Here is an 18,091-nt window from a genome sequence, read left to right as displayed (position 1 = left end):
GGGGCACCAGACATCAGAAAAACCAAGGAGACTACGCAATGCATAGCTGGAAAACCGGATGGCGCGCCTGGGCCGGCGCCGCCCTCTTCGCCTGTTCGCAACTCGCGGCTGCCGCCTATCCCGACCGTCCCATCAAGCTGGTAGTGCCCTACACGCCGGGCGGCTCCACCGACCAGTTCGGGCGTGGGCTGGCTGATGGCATGAGCCGTGTGCTCAAGCAGACGGTGGTGGTGGAGAACCGCCCTGGCGCCGCCACCATGATCGGCACGCAAAGCGTGGCGCGCGCGCCCGCCGACGGCTACACCATGGTGCTGGCCACCAACGGCAGCATGGTGCTCAACCCCATGCTCTACAAGAAGATCGCCTACGATCCGCCGCGCGACTTCCGGATCTTTACCGTTGGTGCCGAGGCGCCGCTGGTGGTGGTGACCAACAGCCAGGTGCCGGCGACCAGCATCCGCGAGTTCGCGGCCTACGCCAAGGCCAGCGGCGGCAAGCTCAACTACGCCTCGGTCGGCCTGGGCAACGCGCTGCAGCTCGCCACCGAAATGCTCAAGACCGAGCTCGGGATCTCGGTCACCCATGTGCCGTACAACGGCAGCGCGCCGGCGCTCTCGGCGCTGCTCGCCAACGATGTGCAACTGATGGTGGACGTGGTCAGCACCTCGCTGCCGCACATCAAGGGCGGCAAGCTGCGCGCGCTGGCGGTCACCGGCCGCACCCGGCTGGAAGTGCTGCCCAATGTACCGACCGTGGCCGAAGGCGGCTATCCCAACTTCCAGGCCGCAACCTGGTTCGGGCTCGCCGTGCCGGCGCAGACGCCGCCGGACGTGGTGGAAAAGCTGCAGGCCGCAGCCGCGCAGGTCCTCAAGGATCCGCACTTCCGGGCGACCTTCAGCGCATTGGGTCTGGTGATCCAGCCGCCGCGCAGCCAGGCCGAGATCGACCGCTACGTGGAGGCGGATCGCGAGCATTGGGGCAAGGTCATCCGCGCCAACAGCATCAGCCTGGACTGAGTGGAGGGCGTCTGGTGCGCGCTTTGTGCGCGGCATGCCTGGAGGCGATCGGCGTATAGTTCCATCACGCCGTGATGATTCCGGCCCTCGGGCTGGTCACGGCATTTCTTCGCCCACGCCTGCCGCTCCATGAACGACGTCACGCCAAATCACAGCCAAGGTCCCGAGCCGTCCGATCCTGGCAACGCTTCCGACCGCGTTTCCGAGCGCGCCTCCGACCGCGACCGGCTGCGCGCGCTGCGCCGTCGCGCCCGCATGGCCGCGGGCCGCAAGTCGCGCCAGATGTGGCGTATCTCCCGCACCACCCTGCGCTACGCCGTCTTCATGTGCGGCGCCGGCGGCGTGGCGCTGTTCTCCCTGATCTTCGCGTGGATTGCCGAGGTGGCCCTGCGCTGGAACGCGCAGCTGGCGGCCGCCACGCCCTGGCTGGCCTTCGTGCTGCTGCCCCTCGGGCTGGCCGCGCTGCGCTGGCTCACGATCCGCCTGGCGCCGCAGGCGCGTGGCAGCGGCATCCCACAGGTGATCGCCGCGTTCGGCCTGCCTCCGGCGGGGCCGGCGCAGACCCTGCTGGTGTCGTTCCGCCAGTCCATGTGGAAAGTGCTGCTGACCACCGGCGGCCTTCTGGCGGGCGCCTCCATCGGCCGCGAGGGGCCGTCGGTGCAGGTGGGCGCCGCGGCCATGCTCGCCTGGGGGCGCTGGTGCCAGGAAAAGCTGCGCTTTCGCATCGGCTTTCATCCCAACGCGCTGATCGCCGCCGGCGCCGCCGGGGGGCTGGCCGCCGCCTTCAATACGCCGCTGGCGGGCGTGGTGTTCGCCATCGAGGAGCTCGGCCGCGGTACAGCCGTGCGCTGGGACCGGCTGGTGTTGTCGGGGGTGCTGACCGCCGGCTTTCTCTCGCTGGCGATCCTTGGCAACAATCCCTATTTCAGCGTCAAGACGCCGATCCTCGCACTGCACGATGCCTGGGGGCCGGTACTGCTGTGCGCCCTGGTCAACGGCGTGCTGGGCGGCCTGTTTGCCAAGCTGCTGATCGGCGGCGTGCCCGCGCTGATGCCGGCGCGGCTGCGCGCCTGGCCGTTGCAGCATCCCGTGCTGGTGGCCTTCCTGTGCGGCCTGGTGGCCGCGGTGATCGGCTGGTCCACCGGGGGCGCCACCTTTGGCACCGGCTACGAACAGGCCGCCGGCCTGATCAATGGCGAGCCGCACGCCACGCTGTGGTTCGGCGTGGCCAAGCTGGCGGCGACCGTGGTCTCGTATTTCGCGGGCATTCCCGGTGGCATCTTCACCCCCTCGCTGGCTATCGGTGCCGGCATCGGCGCCAATGTGGCGGACTGGGTCGGCCACCTCTTCGGCGGCATGACAGAGCCGCGCGTCCTGGCGCTGGTGTCGATGGCCGCCTTCCTGGCTGCCGCCACCCAGGCGCCCATCACCGCCAGCGTGATCGTGATGGAGATGACGCGCTCGCAGGACCTCACCCTGTTCCTGCTGGCGGCGTCGCTGCTGGCCTCGTTCCTGGCGCGCCAGTTCTGCCCGCACCCGTTCTATCACCACGTGGGCCATGCCTTCCGGCGCGAAGCCCTGGCAGCCACGCGCAAAGTGGCCCCCGCCACATAAAGAGCCGTGGCCATGGTGCCGGGTGCCGCTTTGTCTTACCATGGGCGGCGCCCGGGCCATGCACCCGGCGCTGTGTACCGGCGGCACAGGAGGATCCGCGCCGGCACCACGAACCGGGGAGCACAGATGGCCACAAGACGACCGTCGGGCATTGACGCCGCATCACGCCCGCAGCCGCAGAAGTCCCATAGCAAGGAAAGCACCGCTTTGCGCGACCTCGGGCCGGACACCGTCTGGCATACGCGCGGCCTGCATGGCCATACCCGCCCGCGCGCGCCGTTACCGTCGTCGGCGCGCTCGCCGCGGCGGCAGTTGCCGCCCAGCCGGGTGCCGCGCCTGATGCTGTGGGGCTTGATGCTGGTGTTGCTGGCGGTCATGGCCAACGCAGTGATGAATATGACGCATTAACCCCCGGCAATGTGCCTGCCATGCCATCTTGTGGCGGGTGGCAGGAACCACGCGCGCAGGGGGTGCTCCAACCTGGAGCTTTTCTCAGGAGTCTGGATGAAATACCCCCTCGCCGGGCTGGCCGTTGCCAGCTTGCTGCTGATTTCGCCTTGGGCCGGCGCTGCCCCCAAGGATGGCGCCGCCGACAAGCTGGCGCCGATGCTGGATAGCCTGGAGATTGGCAGCCCGCTGCCCACGCTGCCCGATTGCGCCGACAAGCGCACCCCAGACGGCCGCGACGTGACCGCCCTGTGTGTTGAAGTGCGTGGCGACGGCGTGATGCGCCAGGTTGGCGTGCCGCGCGACAAGCGGCCCGCCTTCATGGACGGTCCCCACGTGGTGGCCTTTGTCGACCGCAACGCCCTGGTCGGCGTGATCGTGCCAACCGACGGCGTCCGCTCCGAGAAAGACGTGGTGGACAGTCTCACCGCGCGCTACGGCAAGCCGTTCCGCTCCGAGCAGACGAAGATGAAGGACAAGGCCGGCCAGCCCATCACCAGCGTGCATGCCGGCTGGATGAAAAAACCGCTGACCGTGGAGCTCTATGCCATTCCGGAGGATCCCGCCACCGGCACCATCGAGCTGCTGCTGCCCCAGGCCCGCGTGCTGATGGCCAACCAGGACAGCGCGATGGCGGAACAGCTCAACCCCAAGGCGGCGTCGGCGCCGCAAGCGGCGCCGAGCGGCAAGGCCGGGGAGAAAAAGGGGAAGGAAGGCAGCTGGTAGCGTTTGTGGCTTTGCGGCGCTGCGCACGCCGCAAAGTCCGCAAAGTCCTCAAAGCCCTTCCATCACCTTGTCCAGACCGCGCACCAGCCCGGTCAAGGTATGCACCTTGCGGATCGCCAGCAGGGCGCCCGACACATACGGCTTTGAGCCGTCGCCGGACTCGTGCTTCAGATGCAGGCGCTGCCCGTCGGCGCCGAAGATCACCTCCACGCCCAACTGATAGCCCGGCAGTCGCACGGCGTGCACCTGGCTGCCGGACATCGTTGCGCCACGCGTTTCCTGGGGGCCCTTGACCTGGTCGATGGGCACCACCTGCTTGGCTTCGCGGACCTGTCCCAGGCGATACGCCAGCTCGCGCACGGTGCCGGAGGGCACGTCGATCTTGCCGGCCTTGGCGTAGTCGATGATTTCCCAGTGCTCCAGGTGGCGCGCGGCCATCTCGGCGAACTTCTGCAGCAGCACCACGGTAATGGCAAAGTTGCCGCAGGCCAGCACGCCGCGCCCGGCCTGGCGCGCGGCGGCGTCGATCTCGGCATAGTCCTCGTCGGATAGCCCGGACGTGCCCACCACCACGTGCGCGCCCTTGGCCAGCGCCTGCAGGATGTTGCGCTTGGCAATGTCCGGCTTGGTGTATTCCACATAAACGTCGAAGGCGCCCTGCGCCAGCTCGTCGATGCTGGCCACCGCCACGCCGGGCGTGCCCTTGTGCGCGGTCAGCGCCGCCAGGGTCTGGCCAGCCGCGCCGCGCGACAGCCCGGCCACCAGCGTCATGTCATCCGCGTGGCCACGCCGCGCGCCAGTTCGCCGCCGGCCCAGCCGGTCACGCCGCCCACGGCGACTCGAATGCGATTGCTCATGGTCTTGCTCTCCTGATCTGGATGGTTTTCCGGGGTGTCCGGTTGGCCGGGCTGGCTGCCAAGCTGTGCAGCATAAGCCTTTTCCGCGCGCGCCGCTGGCTCAGCCCGCGGCGCGGCGCCGGTCGATCTTGCGTGCCAGCACGATCGAGGTGGTGGTGTGGTTGACGCCGTCCAGCGCGCCGATTTCGTCCAGCAGCTTGTCCAGCCGGGCATGGGTGTCGCAGCGGATCACCGCCATGTAGTCCACCGGGCCGCTGACCGAGTTCAGCTCCTCGATTTCGGGAAAGCGCTGCAGCGCCCGCACCACCGCCGGTGCGCTCTTCGGCATCACCGACATGCCGCAGAACGCCAGGATGGCGTTGTCCTCCATCTGCTGGCCTAGCCGCACGCCGTAACCGGCGATCACGCCTTCGCGCTCCAGCCGCGCGATGCGGGCCACCACGGTGGTGCGGGCAATGCCGAGCTTGCGCGCGAGGTTGGCGGCATTCTCGCGCGCGTTGGCCTGCAGCAGGGAGAGCAGGTGGCGGTCGGTCTGGTCGAGGTCGGTCATGGGCGGCGGGGGATGCGGCTGAACGAGGGCTGCGAAAGGGCATTTCGTCGATTCGACTGTTATTTTCGTCGAATCGTTCGATTGTGAGGCTCTTTCGTCAATCTTGTCCCTTCATTCTGACTGTGGTCGCAACCATACTTCAGTCACGGAACTTCCATTCGCGATCCACGAGGGACATCATGACCTACAAAATTCCAACCGGCCATCTGGACCAAACTGGACAGAACACCCAAGCCGCGGCACTCACCACCCAGCCCGGCAACCCAGGTACCGTCACTCCGGCCGCCACCGCCGCGCGCACGCCGCGGCAAACGCCGATGCGCGTGGTCGTGCTGGGCGCGGGCAAGATCGGCCGCACCATCGCGGTCATGCTGCATGACAGCGGCGACTACCGCGTGACCCTGGTCGACCGCGAGCCCACCCATCTCGAGGGCATGCCTGAAGGCATCGCCGTGCGTGTCGGCGACCCGGACCAGACCCAGGATTGCGCCTGGCTGCTCGGCGGCGCAGATGCCGTGCTCAACGCGCTGCCGTTCCACGCCGCGGTCGGCGTGGCCACGGTAGCGGCCAGCCTGGGCGTACATTACTTCGACCTGACCGAAGACGTTGCCGCCACCCACGCCATTCGCCGCCTGGCCGATGGCGCGCGCTCCGTGCTGATGCCGCAATGCGGGCTGGCCCCCGGCTTTATCGGCGTGGTCGGCAATGACCTGGCCCAGCGCTTCCTGCGCGGCGGCGGCGAACTGCTCGACCTGAAGTTGCGCGTCGGCGCGCTGCCGCGCTACCCGAGCAATGCGCTCAAGTACAACCTGACCTGGAGCACGGAAGGGCTGATCAACGAATACTGCAACCCGTGCGAGGCCATCGTCGACGGGCGCCGCGTGGAAGTGCCGGCGCTGGAAGGGCTGGAGAGCTTCGCGCTGGACGGCATCGAGTACGAGGCCTTTAATACTTCAGGAGGGCTTGGCACCTTGCCCGAGACGTTGGCGGGCCGGGCGCGCGACGTGGACTACAAGTCGATCCGCTATCCGGGCCACTGCGCGGTGATGAAGCTGCTGCTCAACGACCTGCGCCTGCGCGAGCGCCGCGACTGGATGCGGGAAATCTTCGAGAGCGCGATCCCCGCCACGCAGCAGGACGTGGTGATCGTGTTCGCCAACGCCACCGGCTATGCCGCGGGCGGCGGCAAAGGTGGGCGCGGGCCGCTGACGCAGGCGTCGTTCTCGGTGCGCATCGGCGGCGCGGATACGGCTGCCGGCCACGTCAATGCGATCCAGCTCACCACGGCGGCCGGCATCTGCACCGCGCTGGACCTGGTGGCCAACGGCGAACTGCCGCAGGCCGGCTTCGTGCCGCAAGAGGCGATGGCGCTGGACACTTTCCTGGCCAACCGTTTCGGCCGACACTACACCCGTCATCCGCTTCAAGAGGCAACGGTATGAAAGCAAAGGAATTCGCGGCCTGCTGGCAGGCCATCGGGCTGACGCCGCCGTGGCGCGACGGCGAAGGCCCCACCGGCGCCTTGCCGGTACGCTCGCCCATCGACGGCGAGGCATTCGGGCACCTGCCCGCCTGCAGCCTCGCCGAGGCCGACGCGCGCATCGAGCGCGCCCGCGTGGCGCAAGCCAGCTGGGCGCTGGTGCCCGCGCCGGTGCGCGGCGAGGTGGTGCGGCGCTTTGGCGAAGTGCTGCGCGAACACAAGAAGCATCTCGGCGAACTGGTCTCGCTCGAAGCCGGCAAGATCCTGCAGGAAGGGCTGGGCGAGGTACAGGAGATGATCGACATCTGCGACTTCGCGGTCGGCCTGTCGCGCCAGTTGCATGGCCTCACCATCGCGTCCGAGCGGCCCCAGCATGCGATGCGCGAGACCTGGCATCCCTATGGCCTGTGCGGCGTGATCTCGGCCTTCAACTTCCCCGTGGCGGTCTGGGCCTGGAATGCGGCGCTGGCACTGGTGTGCGGCAACGGGGTGATCTGGAAGCCGTCGGAGAAGACCCCGCTGAGCGCGCTGGTCATGCAGAGCCTGCTTGACGGCGTGCTGGAGATCGCCGCGCCCCAGCACGTTGGCATCGCCACCGTGCTCTCGGGCGGGCCGGCGCTGGGCCAGCATCTGGTGGAACACGCCGATGTGCGGCTGGTGAGCGCCACTGGCTCTACCCGCATGGGCCGCGCCGTGGGCATCGCTTGCGCCGAGCGGTTCAAGCGCGCCATCCTGGAACTCGGCGGCAACAATGCCGCGATCATCGCGCCCTCGGCCAATCTCGATCTCGCCGTGCGCGCCATGACCTTTGCGGCGGCGGGCACGGCCGGGCAGCGCTGCACGTCGCTGCGCCGCGCCTTTGTGCATGTCGATGTGCTGGAGGCCGTGACCACGCGCTTGGTCCAGGTGTTCGGCCGCCTGCCGGTGGGCGACCCGCTGGCCGAGACAACGCTGGTCGGGCCGCTGATCGATGGCGCCGCGGGGGCCGCCATGGCCGCCGCGCTGCTCCGCTGCCGCGAGCACGGCAACACCGTGCACGGCGGCGAGCGCGTGCTGGCCGAAAAGTACCCCAATGCCGAGTATGTGCGGCCCGCGCTGGTGCTGACCGATCGCCAGCACGAGATGATGCTGAGCGAAACCTTCGCGCCGATTCTCTATGTGATGCCGTACACCACGCTGGACGAAGCCATCGCGCTGAACAACGCTTCGGAGCATGGCTTGTCGTCCTGCATCTTCACCGAGTCGCTGCGGGAGGCGGAACGCTTCATGTCGGCAAGCGGCAGCGATTGCGGGATCGCCAATGTGAATATCGGCACCAGCGGGGCGGAGATTGGAGGTGCGTTTGGTGGTGAGAAGGCGACTGGCGGCGGACGTGAGTCGGGCTCGGATGCCTGGAAGGGGTATATGCGGCGCGCTACCAATACCGTGAACTATGGGGATGCGTTGCCGTTGGCGCAGGGGGTTCGGTTTGAGGTTTGAGGCCTTTACGTTCATCCAAACGTTGCGATTCGTAACAAGGGTTACAGCAGATTGACCCTGTATTACCAAACCGCTCCGTATAACGTTCTTATGGCTAAACAAGCCACAAGGACGATGAGATGAAAACATGGATGATGGGACTCGTGGTGGCTGGCGCCGCCGCCATGCTTGGCGGCTGCGCGGTCTACCCGGCTTATCCCGGCTATGGCTATGGTGGCGGCGAGGTCGCAGTGGCGCCGGCGCCGGTCTACGCCGCGCCGCCGGTAGTGGTAGCCCCTGGTTTTTATGGTGGCTACTACGGCTATCGCGGCGGGTACTACGGTGGCCGCCGCTATCGCTACTGGCACTGAAGCGAGAGCGGTAGCACGGGATAGAACGAGGTAAAACCTGTGGGTCAGGCCTGGCCGTTGAGCCCGGCCCAGCTTGGCGCCAGTGTTTGCGGTACGTCGATCAGGTCGAGCACGCGGCCGACGGTATGGTCGACCAGTTCCGCCACGCTCTGCGGCTTCTGGTAGAAGCCGGGGACCGGGGGAAAGATGATGCCGCCCATCTCGGTGACGGCGATCATATTGCGCAGGTGCGCGAGGTTCAACGGCGTTTCGCGCACCATCAGCACCAGCTTGCGGCGCTCCTTGAGCGTGACGTCCGCGGCGCGGGTGATGAGGTTGTCGGACAGGCCATGCGCCACCGCGGCCAGCGTGCGCATGGAGCAGGGCGCCACCACCATCGCGTGGGCGGCAAAGGAGCCGCTGGCAATGGTGGCGCCGATATCGCGCACGTTGTGGACCACGTGGGCAAAGGCTTCCACCTCGGCCTTGCTGATGTCGAGTTCGTGCTGCAGGTTCATCACGCCCGCCGCCGAGATCAGCAGATGGGCCTCCACGCCAGGCGCGGCGCCTAGTATCTGTACCAGGCGGACCCCATAGACCGCGCCGGTGGCGCCGGTGATCGCGACAACGATGCGCCGCGGCTTGCCATCACCCGCTGCACCCGCTGCGGTCATGTCGCGCTCAGGCCTTGAGCAGCGATTGCAGTTCGCCGTTCTGGTACATCTCCATCATGATGTCCGAGCCGCCGATGAACTCGCCGTTCACATAGAGTTGCGGAATGGTCGGCCAGTTGGCGTAGGTCTTGATGCCCTGGCGGATGCCATCGTCTTCCAGCACATTGACCGTGGTCGGTGCGTCGACGCCGCAGGCCTTCAGGATCTGGATGGCACGGCCGGAGAAGCCGCACATCGGGAACTGGGCGGTCCCCTTCATGAACAGGACCACCGGGCTGCCCTTGACGATCTGGTCGATCTTTTGCTGCGCGTCACTCATGATGTCTCTTTTCAGTTGCTCGCGGTGCCGGTAAAGGCCGGCGCCGCTATCGGGAAATCGGAGGGCGCGCGTGATACGCGCGCCTTGATGCAATCAAGTTATTGATTTTACCGGAATCGGCCGCTTGCTTCAGGCGGCCGCCCCGGCCTGCGTTGGCAGGCGAGCCCCGCTGCAGCGTTCATGGCCGGCGAGGTCGCGCGCGGTGAAGATCTCGGCCATGCCGGCGGCGGCCAGCAGGTCGCGGGCAGCCTGGCCCTGGTCATAGCCGTGCTCCATCAGCAGCCAGCCGCCCGCATGCAGGCGCGCGGCGGCCCCGGCCACGATTGTCCCAAGGTCCGACAAGCCATCGCCGTGATCGGTCAGCGCATCGATCGGCTCGAAGCGCAGGTCGCCCTGGCCCAGGTGCGGATCGCCGGCGGCGATATAGGGCGGATTGCTCACGATCAGGTCGAAGCGCAGGCCATCGGGCAGCGCGGCGTACCAGTCGGAGGCAAGAAAGCGCACATTGCCGGCGCCAAGCGCGCGCGCGTTGTCTTGCGCCACTTGCAGCGCGCCGGGCGAGATATCGGTGGCCCAGACCTCGGCGTCGGGCCGCTCGCAGGCCAGCGTGACGGCCAGCGCGCCGGAGCCGGTGCCCATGTCGAGCACCCGGGGGGCAGCCAGCGGCGCCAGCAGCTTCAAGGCCGCTTCCACGGCGATTTCCGTGTCCGGGCGCGGAATCAGCACATCCGGGGTGACGCGGAAGGCGCGCCCGAAGAATTCCCGCTCACCCAGCAAGTAAGCCACCGGCTCGCCGGCCAGGCGGCGCCCGAGCAAGGCGGCAACGCTGTCGCGCTGGGCCGGGGCAAGCGTCTCGTCGTCGCGCGTGATCAGCTGTGTGCGGGTCAGCCCGGTGACATGGCTCAGCAGCAGGCGCGCCTCCAGCGCTGGCAAGCCGGCTGCCGCAGCCAGGGCCAGGGCATCGCGTACCGTGGCCGTCTCAGGCAGTGGGACCGGTGCGGCGGCATTGGGGCTGGGGGAGGAGGCGGTGGACGTGGTGGACGTGGTGCTGGGCATGGAGAAGGCAAAAAAACAAAACCCCGTCGGGAGTGCCCTGACGGGGTTTGCAGTGTAACGCGCTTGCCTGGCCGGCGGTGCCTGGTCGCGGTGCGCCAGCCCCTTGCCGCCGTGGCGTGCAGATTACTTGTTGACGGCGTCCTTGGCCTTGTCGGCGCTGGCGTTGACAGCGTCCTTGGCGGCTTCCTTAGCCTTTTCCATGGCATTGCCGGCGTCTACCTTGGCCTTTTCGGCGGCAACGGAGACATCGGCGGCAGCGCTGCTGGCAGCGGCCTTGGCAGCATCGGCGGCATTGCTGGCGGCGGATGCGGCGTCGCTGGCGGCGGCCTTGGCGGATTCGGCGGCGCTCTGCATGGCGCTGTCAGCGCTCGGCGTGGCGGGGGCTTCTTCCTTCTTGCTGCAGGCAGCCATGGCGGCGGTGATCATCAACAGCGCGAGCAATTTCTTCATGATTTCGTCCTTTTGTCCGTTTTCGAGTGGCGACACGCCGACCTCTGTCTGGCGGCTCAGTCGAAATCGATTATAGACAGCGAAAAATGGCGCGCCAGTGCTGTTGCAAGCATTTACAACAGATACAAAGGTTTTCGTTCAGAAATCGCGATTTATGCAGCGCGATCCAAAAGTTTGCCTTAATGACCGCTATATCGTCGCAATAATCTGTTATTGCCGAGCGATTAATGCCCTTCGCCCAGCGCCGCCAGTTGATCCGCCTGGTGTTCCGCGGACAATGCGGACAGGAGCTCGTCGAGATCGCCGTCCATGATCATGTCGATCTTGTAGAGCGTCAGGTTGATACGGTGATCCGTCACCCGCCCCTGCGGGAAATTATAGGTGCGGATACGATCACTTCTGTCGCCGGTGCCGATCAGGTTGCGCCGGGTGCTGGCCTCTTTCGCCTGCGCCGCGCGCAGCTTCGCGTCCATCAGCCGGGCCGCCAGGACCTTCATGGCCTTGTCTTTGTTGCGGTGCTGGCTGCGGTCGTCCTGGCACTCCACCACGATGCCGGTGGGCAGGTGGGTAAGGCGCACGGCCGAATCGGTCTTGTTCACGTGCTGGCCGCCGGCGCCGGATGCGCGGAAGGTATCCACGCGCAGGTCGGCCGGATTGATTTCCACCTCGGTCACCTCGTCGGCCTCGGGCATGACCGCCACCGTGCAGGCCGATGTGTGGATGCGCCCCTGCGCCTCGGTGGCCGGCACGCGCTGCACGCGGTGGCCGCCGGATTCGAACTTCAGCCGGGAAAAGGCCGCATCGCCGGCAATCCGGATGATCACCTCCTTATAGCCGCCCAGGTCGGACGCCGATTCGCTCATCACCTCCACCTGCCAGCGCTGGCGCTCGGCGTAGCGCGTGTACATGCGCAGTAGGTTGGCGGCAAACAGCGCGCTTTCCTCGCCGCCCGCACCCGCGCGGATTTCCAGCAGCAGGTTGCGCTCGTCGTTGGGATCCTTGGGCAGCAGCAGTTTCTGCAGGCTGCCTTGCAGCGTTTCCAGCCGCTCGCGGGCCGCGGTGATCTCATCGGCCGCGAACTCCTTCATCTCGGGATCGTCCAGCAACGCCTGTGCGGTGGCCAGGTCTTCCTGCGCCTGGCAGTACTGCGCGTATTGCTCGGCCACCGGCGTCAGTTCGGCGTGCTCACGCGTGAGCTTGCGGTATTGGTCGATCTTGGCGGTGGCATCTTCGCGCGCAAGCAGGGCGTTGACTTCGTCGAGTCGCTCGGACAATTGGTCGAGCTTGGCAAGCATGCTGGCTTTCATGGAGATCCGAAGGGGCGCGGTGAAACGGGTGGAGGCGAATGTTTGCTGCCGGGGATGCGTGCGGGCCAAAGGCCGGAGGCAACGCAAAGGTGGCCGCGCGCAGGACACGCACGGCCGAGGTGAGCGCGGCTAGCGCTCGGAGTGGCTGCTGTGGCGGAACAGGCCCGGCACCAGGCGCAGCAAGGTCTCGCGGTCGTCGCCCTGGGTGTGGTTCAGGGCGTGGGTCGGGCCATGCAGGAATTTGCGGGTGAGCGCCCCGGAGAGGGCTTCAAGCACGGCTTCCGGGTCGTCGCCGCGCGCCAGCATGCGGCGCGCGCGTTCCAGCTCGGCCAGGCGCATGGCCTCGCCTTGCGCCTGCAGGTCGCGGATGACCGGCACCACACTGCGGGTTTCCAGCCAGTGCATGAAATTCTGCACGCGGCTCTCGATAATGGCTTCCGCCTGGGCCACGGCGGCCTGGCGCATGGCATTGCCCTCGCGCACGATGGCGCCGAGGTCATCCACGGTGTACAGGAAGACGTCATCCAGGCGTGCGACTTCGGGCTCCACGTCGCGCGGCACGGCCAGGTCCACCATCATGATGGGGCGGTGGCGGCGCAGCTTGACGGCGCGCTCCACCGCGCCCAGCCCGATGATGGGCAGGGAACTGGCGGTGCACGACACCACGATGTCGAACTCATGCAGGCGCGCGCCCAGGTCCGACAGGCGGATGGCCTCGGTCGTCAGGCCCTGGCCGGCCAGTTGCTCGGCCAGCCGTTCGCCGCGCTCGACCGTGCGGTTGGCCACCACGATCTGGCGCGGCGTTTGGGCTGCAAAGTGCGTGGCGCACAGCTCGATCATCTCGCCCGCGCCGATAAACAGCACGCGCTGGGTCGAGACGCTTTCAAAAATCCGCTGGGCCAGGCGCACCGCGGCGGCGGCCATGGACACCGAATGCGCGCCGATCTCGGTCTGGCCGCGGACTTCCTTGGCCACCGCGAACGTGCGCTGGAACAACTGGTTCAGGTAGGTGCCAAGCGCGCCGGCTTCACCGGCGGTGCGCACCGCATCCTTCAACTGGCCCAGGATCTGGGTCTCGCCCAGCACCATCGAATCCAGCCCGCTGGCCACGCGGAACGCATGGCGCACGGCTTCGGACTGCGGCAACGCGTACAGGTGGGGAGCGAGTTCGCCGGCCGGCACGTTATGGTGCTGCGCCAGCCAGCGCAGCGTGTGCTCGAAGCCTTCCGAGCCCGATACCAGCACATCGGTGGCGCAGTAGATCTCGGTGCGGTTGCAAGTGGAAAGGATGGCGGCTTCGGTGCCGTTTTTGCCGGCCAGGTGGGTGCGCAAGGCGCCCAGGGCGGGTTTGATCTGCTCAAGCGGAAACGCCACTCGCTCGCGCAGCGAGACGGGCGCCGTGGTGTGATTGATACCGATCGCGAGCAGTTGCATGGTGGGGAGCATGTCTCTCTGGCCGGGCTCCGGGCAGCGGCTTTGCAGGCTGCAGCGCGGGAGTCAGGTGCAATCCGGGCATGAATTCAAGCGCGGATTCCGGCGCAAAGCGCCGCCGAACCGGGCTACATTATACCGCCCGGCGCGGATCTTGCCGGGGCACGGTCGGGTTTACCGTATTGTTACGGCCACGCGCGGCGCCTGGCGAGCCTCCCCAGACAGCGCGCCAGATTCAGATAATCAGGAGAAAGTGATGTTGGGTACGCTGGTGGTAGGGGTGCTGGTTGGGCTGGCGGCCCGGTGGCTGCACCCTGTGGGCCGGGTCAGCCTGCTTGCGGCGGTGGTGTTCGGTGCACTGGGCGCGCTGGCCGCGTTTTACGGCGGCCGGGGGCTGCATTGGTTTGCCGACGGGCAGATGGCGGGTTGGTTCGCGGCCATCCTGGGCGCGGCTGTGCTGGTCGGAGTCGGGGGCGTGGCCAGGGGACGGTGAGATTGAATTAATACCCGCGGAGCTCGAATGCCGAATTAACCGCGCTGCTCCAAAAACCGTTGCAAAACCCCGCTGGAATAATGGCTGGCCACGTCCGTCAGGAACGCCGCAAAATCCACGTGCGCGGTATCGTCGGCCCGATCGGATACCGTGCGCATCACCGCATGCCGCACGCCATATTCATGGCAAACCTGCGCCACCGCGGCGCCTTCCATTTCCACTGCCAGCACGCCGGGCAAGCGCTCGCGCAACTCGGCCGCGGCGGCGGGCGAGCCGATGAACTGGTCGCCGCTGGCGATCATCCCCACATGCAGCCTGGGCGCGCTGACCCCGAAGCGGGCCAGCACGTCGGCCGGCACCGAAGCCGGCAGGTCATCCCGCAGGTAGCCCGCCACGGCCTCGCGCAGCGCGGCGGTCAAGCCCGGATCGGTGGGGAATTCCGCGCGCTCCAGCAGCGGCACCTCATGCCGGCCAAAAAACGGCCGCGCGTCCAGGTCGTGCTGCAGCGTGCGGTCCGCCACCACCACATCCCCGACCCGGGTCTCGGCACCGATGCCGCCGGCCAGGCCGGTGAAGACGATCTCGTCCACACCGAACTCGCGCACCAGCGTCACCGTGGTGGCCGCCGCCGCCACCTTGCCCATGCGCGCGAGCACCAGCACGCAGCGCTGGCCATGGAGGTGGCCGACGTGATAGTCGCGCATGCCGATGCGCTGCACGGTGGCGCGCGCGTCGTCGTGGCGCATGGCGGCGATCAGGCCGTCGACTTCATCGTGGATGGCGGCGAGGATACCTAGGGTCATGGCGGGGCGCGGCTGGATTGGGAAAAACGCACAGCATACCGGGCAGGGGGCACGGCCGCAAAGCCTCGCCGCGAAGGGCGGCACCCCCCGCTGTCCTCGCGCAAGGAAAGCTGCGCAGAGGGCGGCGCCTTTGCTACAGTGCACTGGCGTATCCATCACATAGGACACCCATGCGGCCAACCTCGATGCAGGGCTTACAAGACCGGCGGGCAATGCGCCAGGCGCTGGCGGACTGGCGAGAGCAGGGCGCGCTTGGCGCAGAAGGCGTCGTCGCCGCCTGGCCGGGTACCGAGCCCGACGCGGCCCAGTGGCGGGCCTGGCTCGACCGCACGTTGCTGATGCTGGGCGCGGCGCTGCTGTGCGCCGGCGTGATCGTGTTCTTCGCCTTCAACTGGCAGGACCTGCACAAGTTCGCCAAGTTCGGCCTGCTGGCCGGCGCGCTCACCCTGTTGGCGGGATTCGCCTGGCTGCGCCCGCCTGCCGACCTGGCGGGGCTGGCGGCGCTCTGCGGCGCCCAGGTGGTGGCCGGCGTGCTGCTGGCCGTGATCGGGCAGGTGTACCAGACCGGCGCCGACGCCTGGCAGCTGTTTGCCTTGTGGGCACTGCTGGCGATCCCGTGGGCGCTGGCGGCACGCGCGGCCCCGCACTGGTGGCTGGTGATCGTGCTGGCCAATGTGGCGCTGCTCCGGTATTTCAGCGTGCGTCTTGGCGTGGGCGCCATGTTCGACCTGCTGTTCGGCGCAGCCGGCGAGCGGGCCACCACGCTGTCGCTGGTGGCGGCCACGCTGGCGCAGCTGGCGCTGTGGTTCGCGCTGTGCGCACTGGCGCCGGGCTACGGCTTTCGCGGGCTGGCCGGCGCGCGCATCCTTGCCGCGCTGGCGTGCGCCTACGCGGGCTGGCTCGGCCTCGCCAGCATCGTCCACAACCGCTTCGACGCCGCCATGTTCGGCGTGGCCATGCTTACGCTTGGCGCGCTGCTGGCCTGGTTCCGGCTGCGGGCATTCGATGTGGTGGCGCTCAGCCTGGCCAGCTTCTCCGTCATCGTGCTGCTGGTGACCGGCATGGCCCGGCTGCTGCTGGAGGGCAACGGGGCCGGGTTCGGCGCCTTCCTGATCCTCGGGCTGCTGACCATCGGCCTGTCCGCCGCGGCCGCGGCATGGCTGTTGCGCGCCTATCGACACCACGGGCAGGCCCCGAGCGGCGCGCCCAATGGAGAGCCGGCATGACCAGCGATCGTCTCGCAGTAAAAGCGCTGTGGCAGGACCTGGCCGCGCGCGGCCTGGTGCAAGGGCAGCCGCAGGCCGCGCAAGCGCGCACGCCCTGGGCTGTCAGGCTGCTGATGGGCCTGGCGGGCTGGCTCGGCGCGGTGTTCTTCCTCGTCTTCCTGCTCGGCTCGGTGTTTGTGGCCGCGCGCGACAACGCCACGGCAATGGCGTCCTGCGGCGCTGCCATGATCGCGCTGGCCGCGGTGCTGTACCGGCGCCGCGCGGCTGCCACCGCGCTCGAGCAATTCGCGCTGGCCGTCAGCCTCAGCGGCCAGGGGCTGCTCGTGTACGGCGCGAGCCAGGCCTACGGCGGCGCCCGCCTGCTCGAATCGGCCGCCTTCTGGGGCGCGCTGGCGCTGCTGGAGGCCGTGCTCTACGTGCTGGTCAGCACCCGGCTGCATCGCTTCCTGGCCGCGCTGGGCGTATGGACGGCGGTGGCGCTAGCGCTCCACCTGGCCATGACGCCCGGCTTGCGCCACGGCTGGCAAGCCATGAGCTTCTCGCTGGGCTGGCTCGCGCCACTCGCCATGACGCTGCTCACCGGCTTCGTGCTGGCGGAGGGGCGGCTCTGCGCCGCCGGGCTGCACAACTGGATCGAGCCCGCCGCCGACGCCACGCTGCTGTTCGCGCTTGGCGCCGCACTGGTGGGGACCGGGCTCAGCCAGCCCGGCGCACTGTGGTTTGACGCCGACACCGGACGCCAGGCCGGCAACTACTGGCTGGCCGGCGCCTTGTTCGGCGCGGTGCTCGTGGCCTTTGTCCTTGCCGAAGCAGGCCGGCTGCGGTTAAGCCCGATGGTGCGGGGCATGGCGTTGGCCGGCGCCGTGCTCTTCAGCATCCTGCTTGCCGGCGCGCCGGCGGTAGTCGCCGCCGCCCTCGCGCTTGGCCTGGCATTGCGCCGCGGCTCGCTGCCGTGGCTGGGCCTGGCCGTTGCCGCGCTCGGCAGCGGCTTCGTCTGGTACTACAGCGCGCTGCACTGGACGCTGCTGATCAAGTCCGTCACGCTCGCCGGCGCCGGCATCGCCGTGCTGCTGCTGCGCATGGCGCTGCATCGCGACGGTGCAAGGAGACAAGCATGAAACGCTGGATACTGTTGGCATGGGTGCTCACGCTCGGGCTCGCCGCCTTAGCCATCACCGGCAAGGAACGGCTGCTGGCGCACGGCGACATCGTCTACCTGCGCCTGGCGCCAGTCGATCCGCGCTCGCTCATGCAAGGCGACTACATGGCCCTTAACTTCGCCATCGCCGATGCCATCCGCGAGGCGCTCCGCCAGCAAGGCATCGAGCCCGCGCGCGAGCAAGTCGCCGTGATCCGCCGCGATGCACGCGGCGAAGCCACGCTGGTGCGCCTGCACGCGGGCGAGGCACTGGCTGAGGGTGAGCAACTGCTGCGCTTCCAGACCGTGCCGTCGCGCTGGGGCGGCGTGCAGGCGCAGGTGTCCACCGATGCGTACTTCTTCCAGGAAGGGCAGGCGGCGCGGTTCGAGAAGGCACGCTATGGCGAGTTCCGCGTGGGGCCGGATGGGCAGGCGCTGCTGGTGGGGTTGCGGGGGAGGGATCTGGAGGCGTTGTGAGTGGAGTGGCTTGGTTGCCGTCGGCATGCCGCTGTGCGCCAACCATGACTGGATCGGCTGGGACGTCAGAGCCGATTCATGTTGCTGCGTCACTGCAAATTCAACTGCCTAACTTCAAAAGCAACTGCTTAACGTCAAAAGCTCAAAGTCAAAGGCAGTTTCACCTCCCCTGCGGGGAGGCGACCTACTTTCTTGTCTCGCCAAGAAAGTAGGCAAAGA

The 18,091-nt window shown here is 68.0% G+C and carries 19 protein-coding genes and 1 pseudogene; 11 read left to right on the top strand and 9 right to left on the bottom strand.

Annotated features, from left to right (window positions below):
• Positions 1-38 precede the first annotated feature (38 nt).
• The 4 genes from ACGLHR_RS01655 to ACGLHR_RS01640 all read left to right on the top strand — a co-directional run bounded on the left by ACGLHR_RS01655 (position 39) and on the right by ACGLHR_RS01640 (position 3,803).
• Entirely contained in the window at positions 39-1,016 is a 978-nt protein-coding gene (locus ACGLHR_RS01655) for a Bug family tripartite tricarboxylate transporter substrate binding protein (RefSeq protein WP_400091514.1), read from the top strand.
• A 129-nt stretch (positions 1,017-1,145) separates the two neighbouring features.
• A complete protein-coding gene (locus ACGLHR_RS01650; protein ID WP_400091512.1) occupies positions 1,146-2,630 on the top strand; it encodes a chloride channel protein in 1,485 nt (494 codons plus the stop codon).
• Between the two features lie 126 nt (positions 2,631-2,756).
• Positions 2,757-3,038 (top strand): hypothetical protein, encoded by a 282-nt coding sequence (locus tag ACGLHR_RS01645; protein WP_400091510.1) that lies wholly within the window; start codon positions 2,757-2,759, stop codon positions 3,036-3,038.
• Positions 3,039-3,134: 96 nt separating this feature from the next.
• Positions 3,135-3,803, top strand: coding sequence for a hypothetical protein (locus tag ACGLHR_RS01640; RefSeq protein WP_318231155.1), 669 nt, complete (start codon positions 3,135-3,137; stop codon positions 3,801-3,803).
• Between the two features lie 48 nt (positions 3,804-3,851).
• Here ACGLHR_RS01640 and dapB read toward each other — a convergent pair.
• Together dapB and ACGLHR_RS01630 are read right to left on the bottom strand one after the other, a co-directional pair.
• Positions 3,852-4,660: pseudogene (gene dapB, locus ACGLHR_RS01635) on the bottom strand (4-hydroxy-tetrahydrodipicolinate reductase).
• Positions 4,661-4,760: 100 nt separating this feature from the next.
• Positions 4,761-5,210 (bottom strand): Lrp/AsnC family transcriptional regulator, encoded by a 450-nt coding sequence (locus tag ACGLHR_RS01630; RefSeq protein WP_400091508.1) that lies wholly within the window; start codon positions 5,208-5,210, stop codon positions 4,761-4,763.
• A gap of 317 nt (positions 5,211-5,527) precedes the next feature.
• Here ACGLHR_RS01630 and ACGLHR_RS01625 point away from each other — a divergent pair, with 317 nt between their 5' ends.
• From ACGLHR_RS01625 to ACGLHR_RS01615, 3 genes are all read left to right on the top strand, one after another.
• Positions 5,528-6,652 (top strand): saccharopine dehydrogenase C-terminal domain-containing protein, encoded by a 1,125-nt coding sequence (locus ACGLHR_RS01625; RefSeq protein WP_318231211.1) that lies wholly within the window; start codon positions 5,528-5,530, stop codon positions 6,650-6,652.
• Positions 6,649-8,169, top strand: a complete 1,521-nt coding sequence (locus ACGLHR_RS01620) for an aldehyde dehydrogenase family protein (RefSeq protein WP_318231153.1) — start codon at positions 6,649-6,651, stop codon at positions 8,167-8,169. The genes ACGLHR_RS01625 and ACGLHR_RS01620 overlap by 4 nt, the downstream gene beginning before the upstream one ends.
• Before the next feature lie 119 nt (positions 8,170-8,288).
• Complete coding sequence (locus ACGLHR_RS01615) at positions 8,289-8,519, top strand: hypothetical protein (protein ID WP_400091506.1); 231 nt, start codon at positions 8,289-8,291, stop codon at positions 8,517-8,519.
• A gap of 44 nt (positions 8,520-8,563) precedes the next feature.
• Here ACGLHR_RS01615 and ACGLHR_RS01610 read toward each other — a convergent pair whose 3' ends face one another.
• The 6 genes from ACGLHR_RS01610 to hemA all read right to left on the bottom strand — a co-directional run bounded on the left by ACGLHR_RS01610 (position 8,564) and on the right by hemA (position 13,738).
• The gene (locus ACGLHR_RS01610; protein WP_318231152.1) at positions 8,564-9,172 is read right to left on the bottom strand and encodes a UbiX family flavin prenyltransferase; all 609 of its coding nucleotides are present in this window, start codon (positions 9,170-9,172) and stop codon (positions 8,564-8,566) included.
• A gap of 7 nt (positions 9,173-9,179) precedes the next feature.
• Positions 9,180-9,491 carry a Grx4 family monothiol glutaredoxin gene (gene grxD, locus ACGLHR_RS01605; RefSeq protein WP_006162611.1) on the bottom strand — a complete coding sequence of 104 codons (312 nt, stop codon included), beginning with the start codon at positions 9,489-9,491 and terminating at the stop codon, positions 9,180-9,182.
• 129 nt (positions 9,492-9,620) lie between these two features.
• On the bottom strand, positions 9,621-10,547 hold the full coding sequence (gene prmC / locus ACGLHR_RS01600) for a peptide chain release factor N(5)-glutamine methyltransferase (RefSeq protein WP_400091503.1): 927 nt from the start codon (positions 10,545-10,547) through the stop codon (positions 9,621-9,623).
• Between the two features lie 123 nt (positions 10,548-10,670).
• On the bottom strand, positions 10,671-10,997 hold the full coding sequence (locus tag ACGLHR_RS01595) for a hypothetical protein (protein ID WP_267605124.1): 327 nt from the start codon (positions 10,995-10,997) through the stop codon (positions 10,671-10,673).
• A gap of 224 nt (positions 10,998-11,221) precedes the next feature.
• On the bottom strand, positions 11,222-12,304 hold the full coding sequence (gene prfA / locus ACGLHR_RS01590; protein ID WP_400091501.1) for a peptide chain release factor 1: 1,083 nt from the start codon (positions 12,302-12,304) through the stop codon (positions 11,222-11,224).
• Between the two features lie 129 nt (positions 12,305-12,433).
• A complete protein-coding gene (hemA, locus tag ACGLHR_RS01585; RefSeq protein ID WP_400091608.1) occupies positions 12,434-13,738 on the bottom strand; it encodes a glutamyl-tRNA reductase in 1,305 nt (434 codons plus the stop codon).
• Positions 13,739-13,991: 253 nt separating this feature from the next.
• On the opposite strand from hemA, the gene ACGLHR_RS01580 reads away from it, so the two are divergent.
• On the top strand, positions 13,992-14,228 hold the full coding sequence (locus ACGLHR_RS01580) for a hypothetical protein (protein ID WP_318231149.1): 237 nt from the start codon (positions 13,992-13,994) through the stop codon (positions 14,226-14,228).
• 35 nt (positions 14,229-14,263) lie between these two features.
• Here the strand turns inward: ACGLHR_RS01580 and ACGLHR_RS01575 are convergent, their stop codons facing one another.
• Positions 14,264-15,031, bottom strand: coding sequence for a 5'-methylthioadenosine/adenosylhomocysteine nucleosidase (locus ACGLHR_RS01575; protein WP_318231148.1), 768 nt, complete (start codon positions 15,029-15,031; stop codon positions 14,264-14,266).
• Positions 15,032-15,201: 170 nt separating this feature from the next.
• Between ACGLHR_RS01575 and ACGLHR_RS01570 the strand changes: the two genes are divergently transcribed.
• The 3 genes from ACGLHR_RS01570 to ACGLHR_RS01560 are packed head-to-tail and all read left to right on the top strand — an operon-like array spanning position 15,202 to position 17,872.
• Complete coding sequence (locus ACGLHR_RS01570) at positions 15,202-16,257, top strand: DUF2157 domain-containing protein (RefSeq protein ID WP_400091499.1); 1,056 nt, start codon at positions 15,202-15,204, stop codon at positions 16,255-16,257.
• Positions 16,254-17,375 carry a DUF4401 domain-containing protein gene (locus ACGLHR_RS01565; protein ID WP_400091498.1) on the top strand — a complete coding sequence of 374 codons (1,122 nt, stop codon included), beginning with the start codon at positions 16,254-16,256 and terminating at the stop codon, positions 17,373-17,375. Before ACGLHR_RS01570 ends, ACGLHR_RS01565 begins: the two co-directional genes overlap by 4 nt.
• Positions 17,372-17,872: a GDYXXLXY domain-containing protein gene (locus tag ACGLHR_RS01560; protein WP_400091497.1), complete on the top strand. Its 501-nt coding sequence runs from the start codon at positions 17,372-17,374 to the stop codon at positions 17,870-17,872. Before ACGLHR_RS01565 ends, ACGLHR_RS01560 begins: the two co-directional genes overlap by 4 nt.
• Positions 17,873-18,091 lie beyond the last annotated feature (219 nt).

The sequence above is a fragment of the Cupriavidus sp. CuC1 genome, assembly GCF_044627735.1.
GTDB classification, from domain to species: domain Bacteria; phylum Pseudomonadota; class Gammaproteobacteria; order Burkholderiales; family Burkholderiaceae; genus Cupriavidus; species Cupriavidus ulmosensis.
This window is presented reverse-complemented; position numbering and strand designations above follow the sequence as displayed.

Bases quoted from the DNA above. Each gene is read 5' to 3' on its own strand.
- ACGLHR_RS01655 (WP_400091514.1), top strand. From the start codon at position 39: ATGCATAGCTGGAAAACCGGATGGCGCGCCTGGGCCGGCGCCGCCCTC.
- ACGLHR_RS01650 (WP_400091512.1), top strand. From the start codon at position 1,146: ATGAACGACGTCACGCCAAATCACAGCCAAGGTCCCGAGCCGTCCGAT.
- ACGLHR_RS01645 (WP_400091510.1), top strand. From the start codon at position 2,757: ATGGCCACAAGACGACCGTCGGGCATTGACGCCGCATCACGCCCGCAG.
- ACGLHR_RS01640 (WP_318231155.1), top strand. From the start codon at position 3,135: ATGAAATACCCCCTCGCCGGGCTGGCCGTTGCCAGCTTGCTGCTGATT.
- ACGLHR_RS01630 (WP_400091508.1), bottom strand. From the start codon at position 5,210: ATGACCGACCTCGACCAGACCGACCGCCACCTGCTCTCCCTGCTGCAG.
- ACGLHR_RS01625 (WP_318231211.1), top strand. From the start codon at position 5,528: ATGCGCGTGGTCGTGCTGGGCGCGGGCAAGATCGGCCGCACCATCGCG.
- ACGLHR_RS01620 (WP_318231153.1), top strand. From the start codon at position 6,649: ATGAAAGCAAAGGAATTCGCGGCCTGCTGGCAGGCCATCGGGCTGACG.
- ACGLHR_RS01615 (WP_400091506.1), top strand. From the start codon at position 8,289: ATGAAAACATGGATGATGGGACTCGTGGTGGCTGGCGCCGCCGCCATG.
- ACGLHR_RS01610 (WP_318231152.1), bottom strand. From the start codon at position 9,172: ATGACCGCAGCGGGTGCAGCGGGTGATGGCAAGCCGCGGCGCATCGTT.
- grxD (WP_006162611.1), bottom strand. From the start codon at position 9,491: ATGAGTGACGCGCAGCAAAAGATCGACCAGATCGTCAAGGGCAGCCCG.
- prmC (WP_400091503.1), bottom strand. From the start codon at position 10,547: ATGCCCAGCACCACGTCCACCACGTCCACCGCCTCCTCCCCCAGCCCC.
- ACGLHR_RS01595 (WP_267605124.1), bottom strand. From the start codon at position 10,997: ATGAAGAAATTGCTCGCGCTGTTGATGATCACCGCCGCCATGGCTGCC.
- prfA (WP_400091501.1), bottom strand. From the start codon at position 12,304: ATGAAAGCCAGCATGCTTGCCAAGCTCGACCAATTGTCCGAGCGACTC.
- hemA (WP_400091608.1), bottom strand. From the start codon at position 13,738: ATGCAACTGCTCGCGATCGGTATCAATCACACCACGGCGCCCGTCTCG.
- ACGLHR_RS01580 (WP_318231149.1), top strand. From the start codon at position 13,992: ATGTTGGGTACGCTGGTGGTAGGGGTGCTGGTTGGGCTGGCGGCCCGG.
- ACGLHR_RS01575 (WP_318231148.1), bottom strand. From the start codon at position 15,031: ATGACCCTAGGTATCCTCGCCGCCATCCACGATGAAGTCGACGGCCTG.
- ACGLHR_RS01570 (WP_400091499.1), top strand. From the start codon at position 15,202: ATGCGGCCAACCTCGATGCAGGGCTTACAAGACCGGCGGGCAATGCGC.
- ACGLHR_RS01565 (WP_400091498.1), top strand. From the start codon at position 16,254: ATGACCAGCGATCGTCTCGCAGTAAAAGCGCTGTGGCAGGACCTGGCC.
- ACGLHR_RS01560 (WP_400091497.1), top strand. From the start codon at position 17,372: ATGAAACGCTGGATACTGTTGGCATGGGTGCTCACGCTCGGGCTCGCC.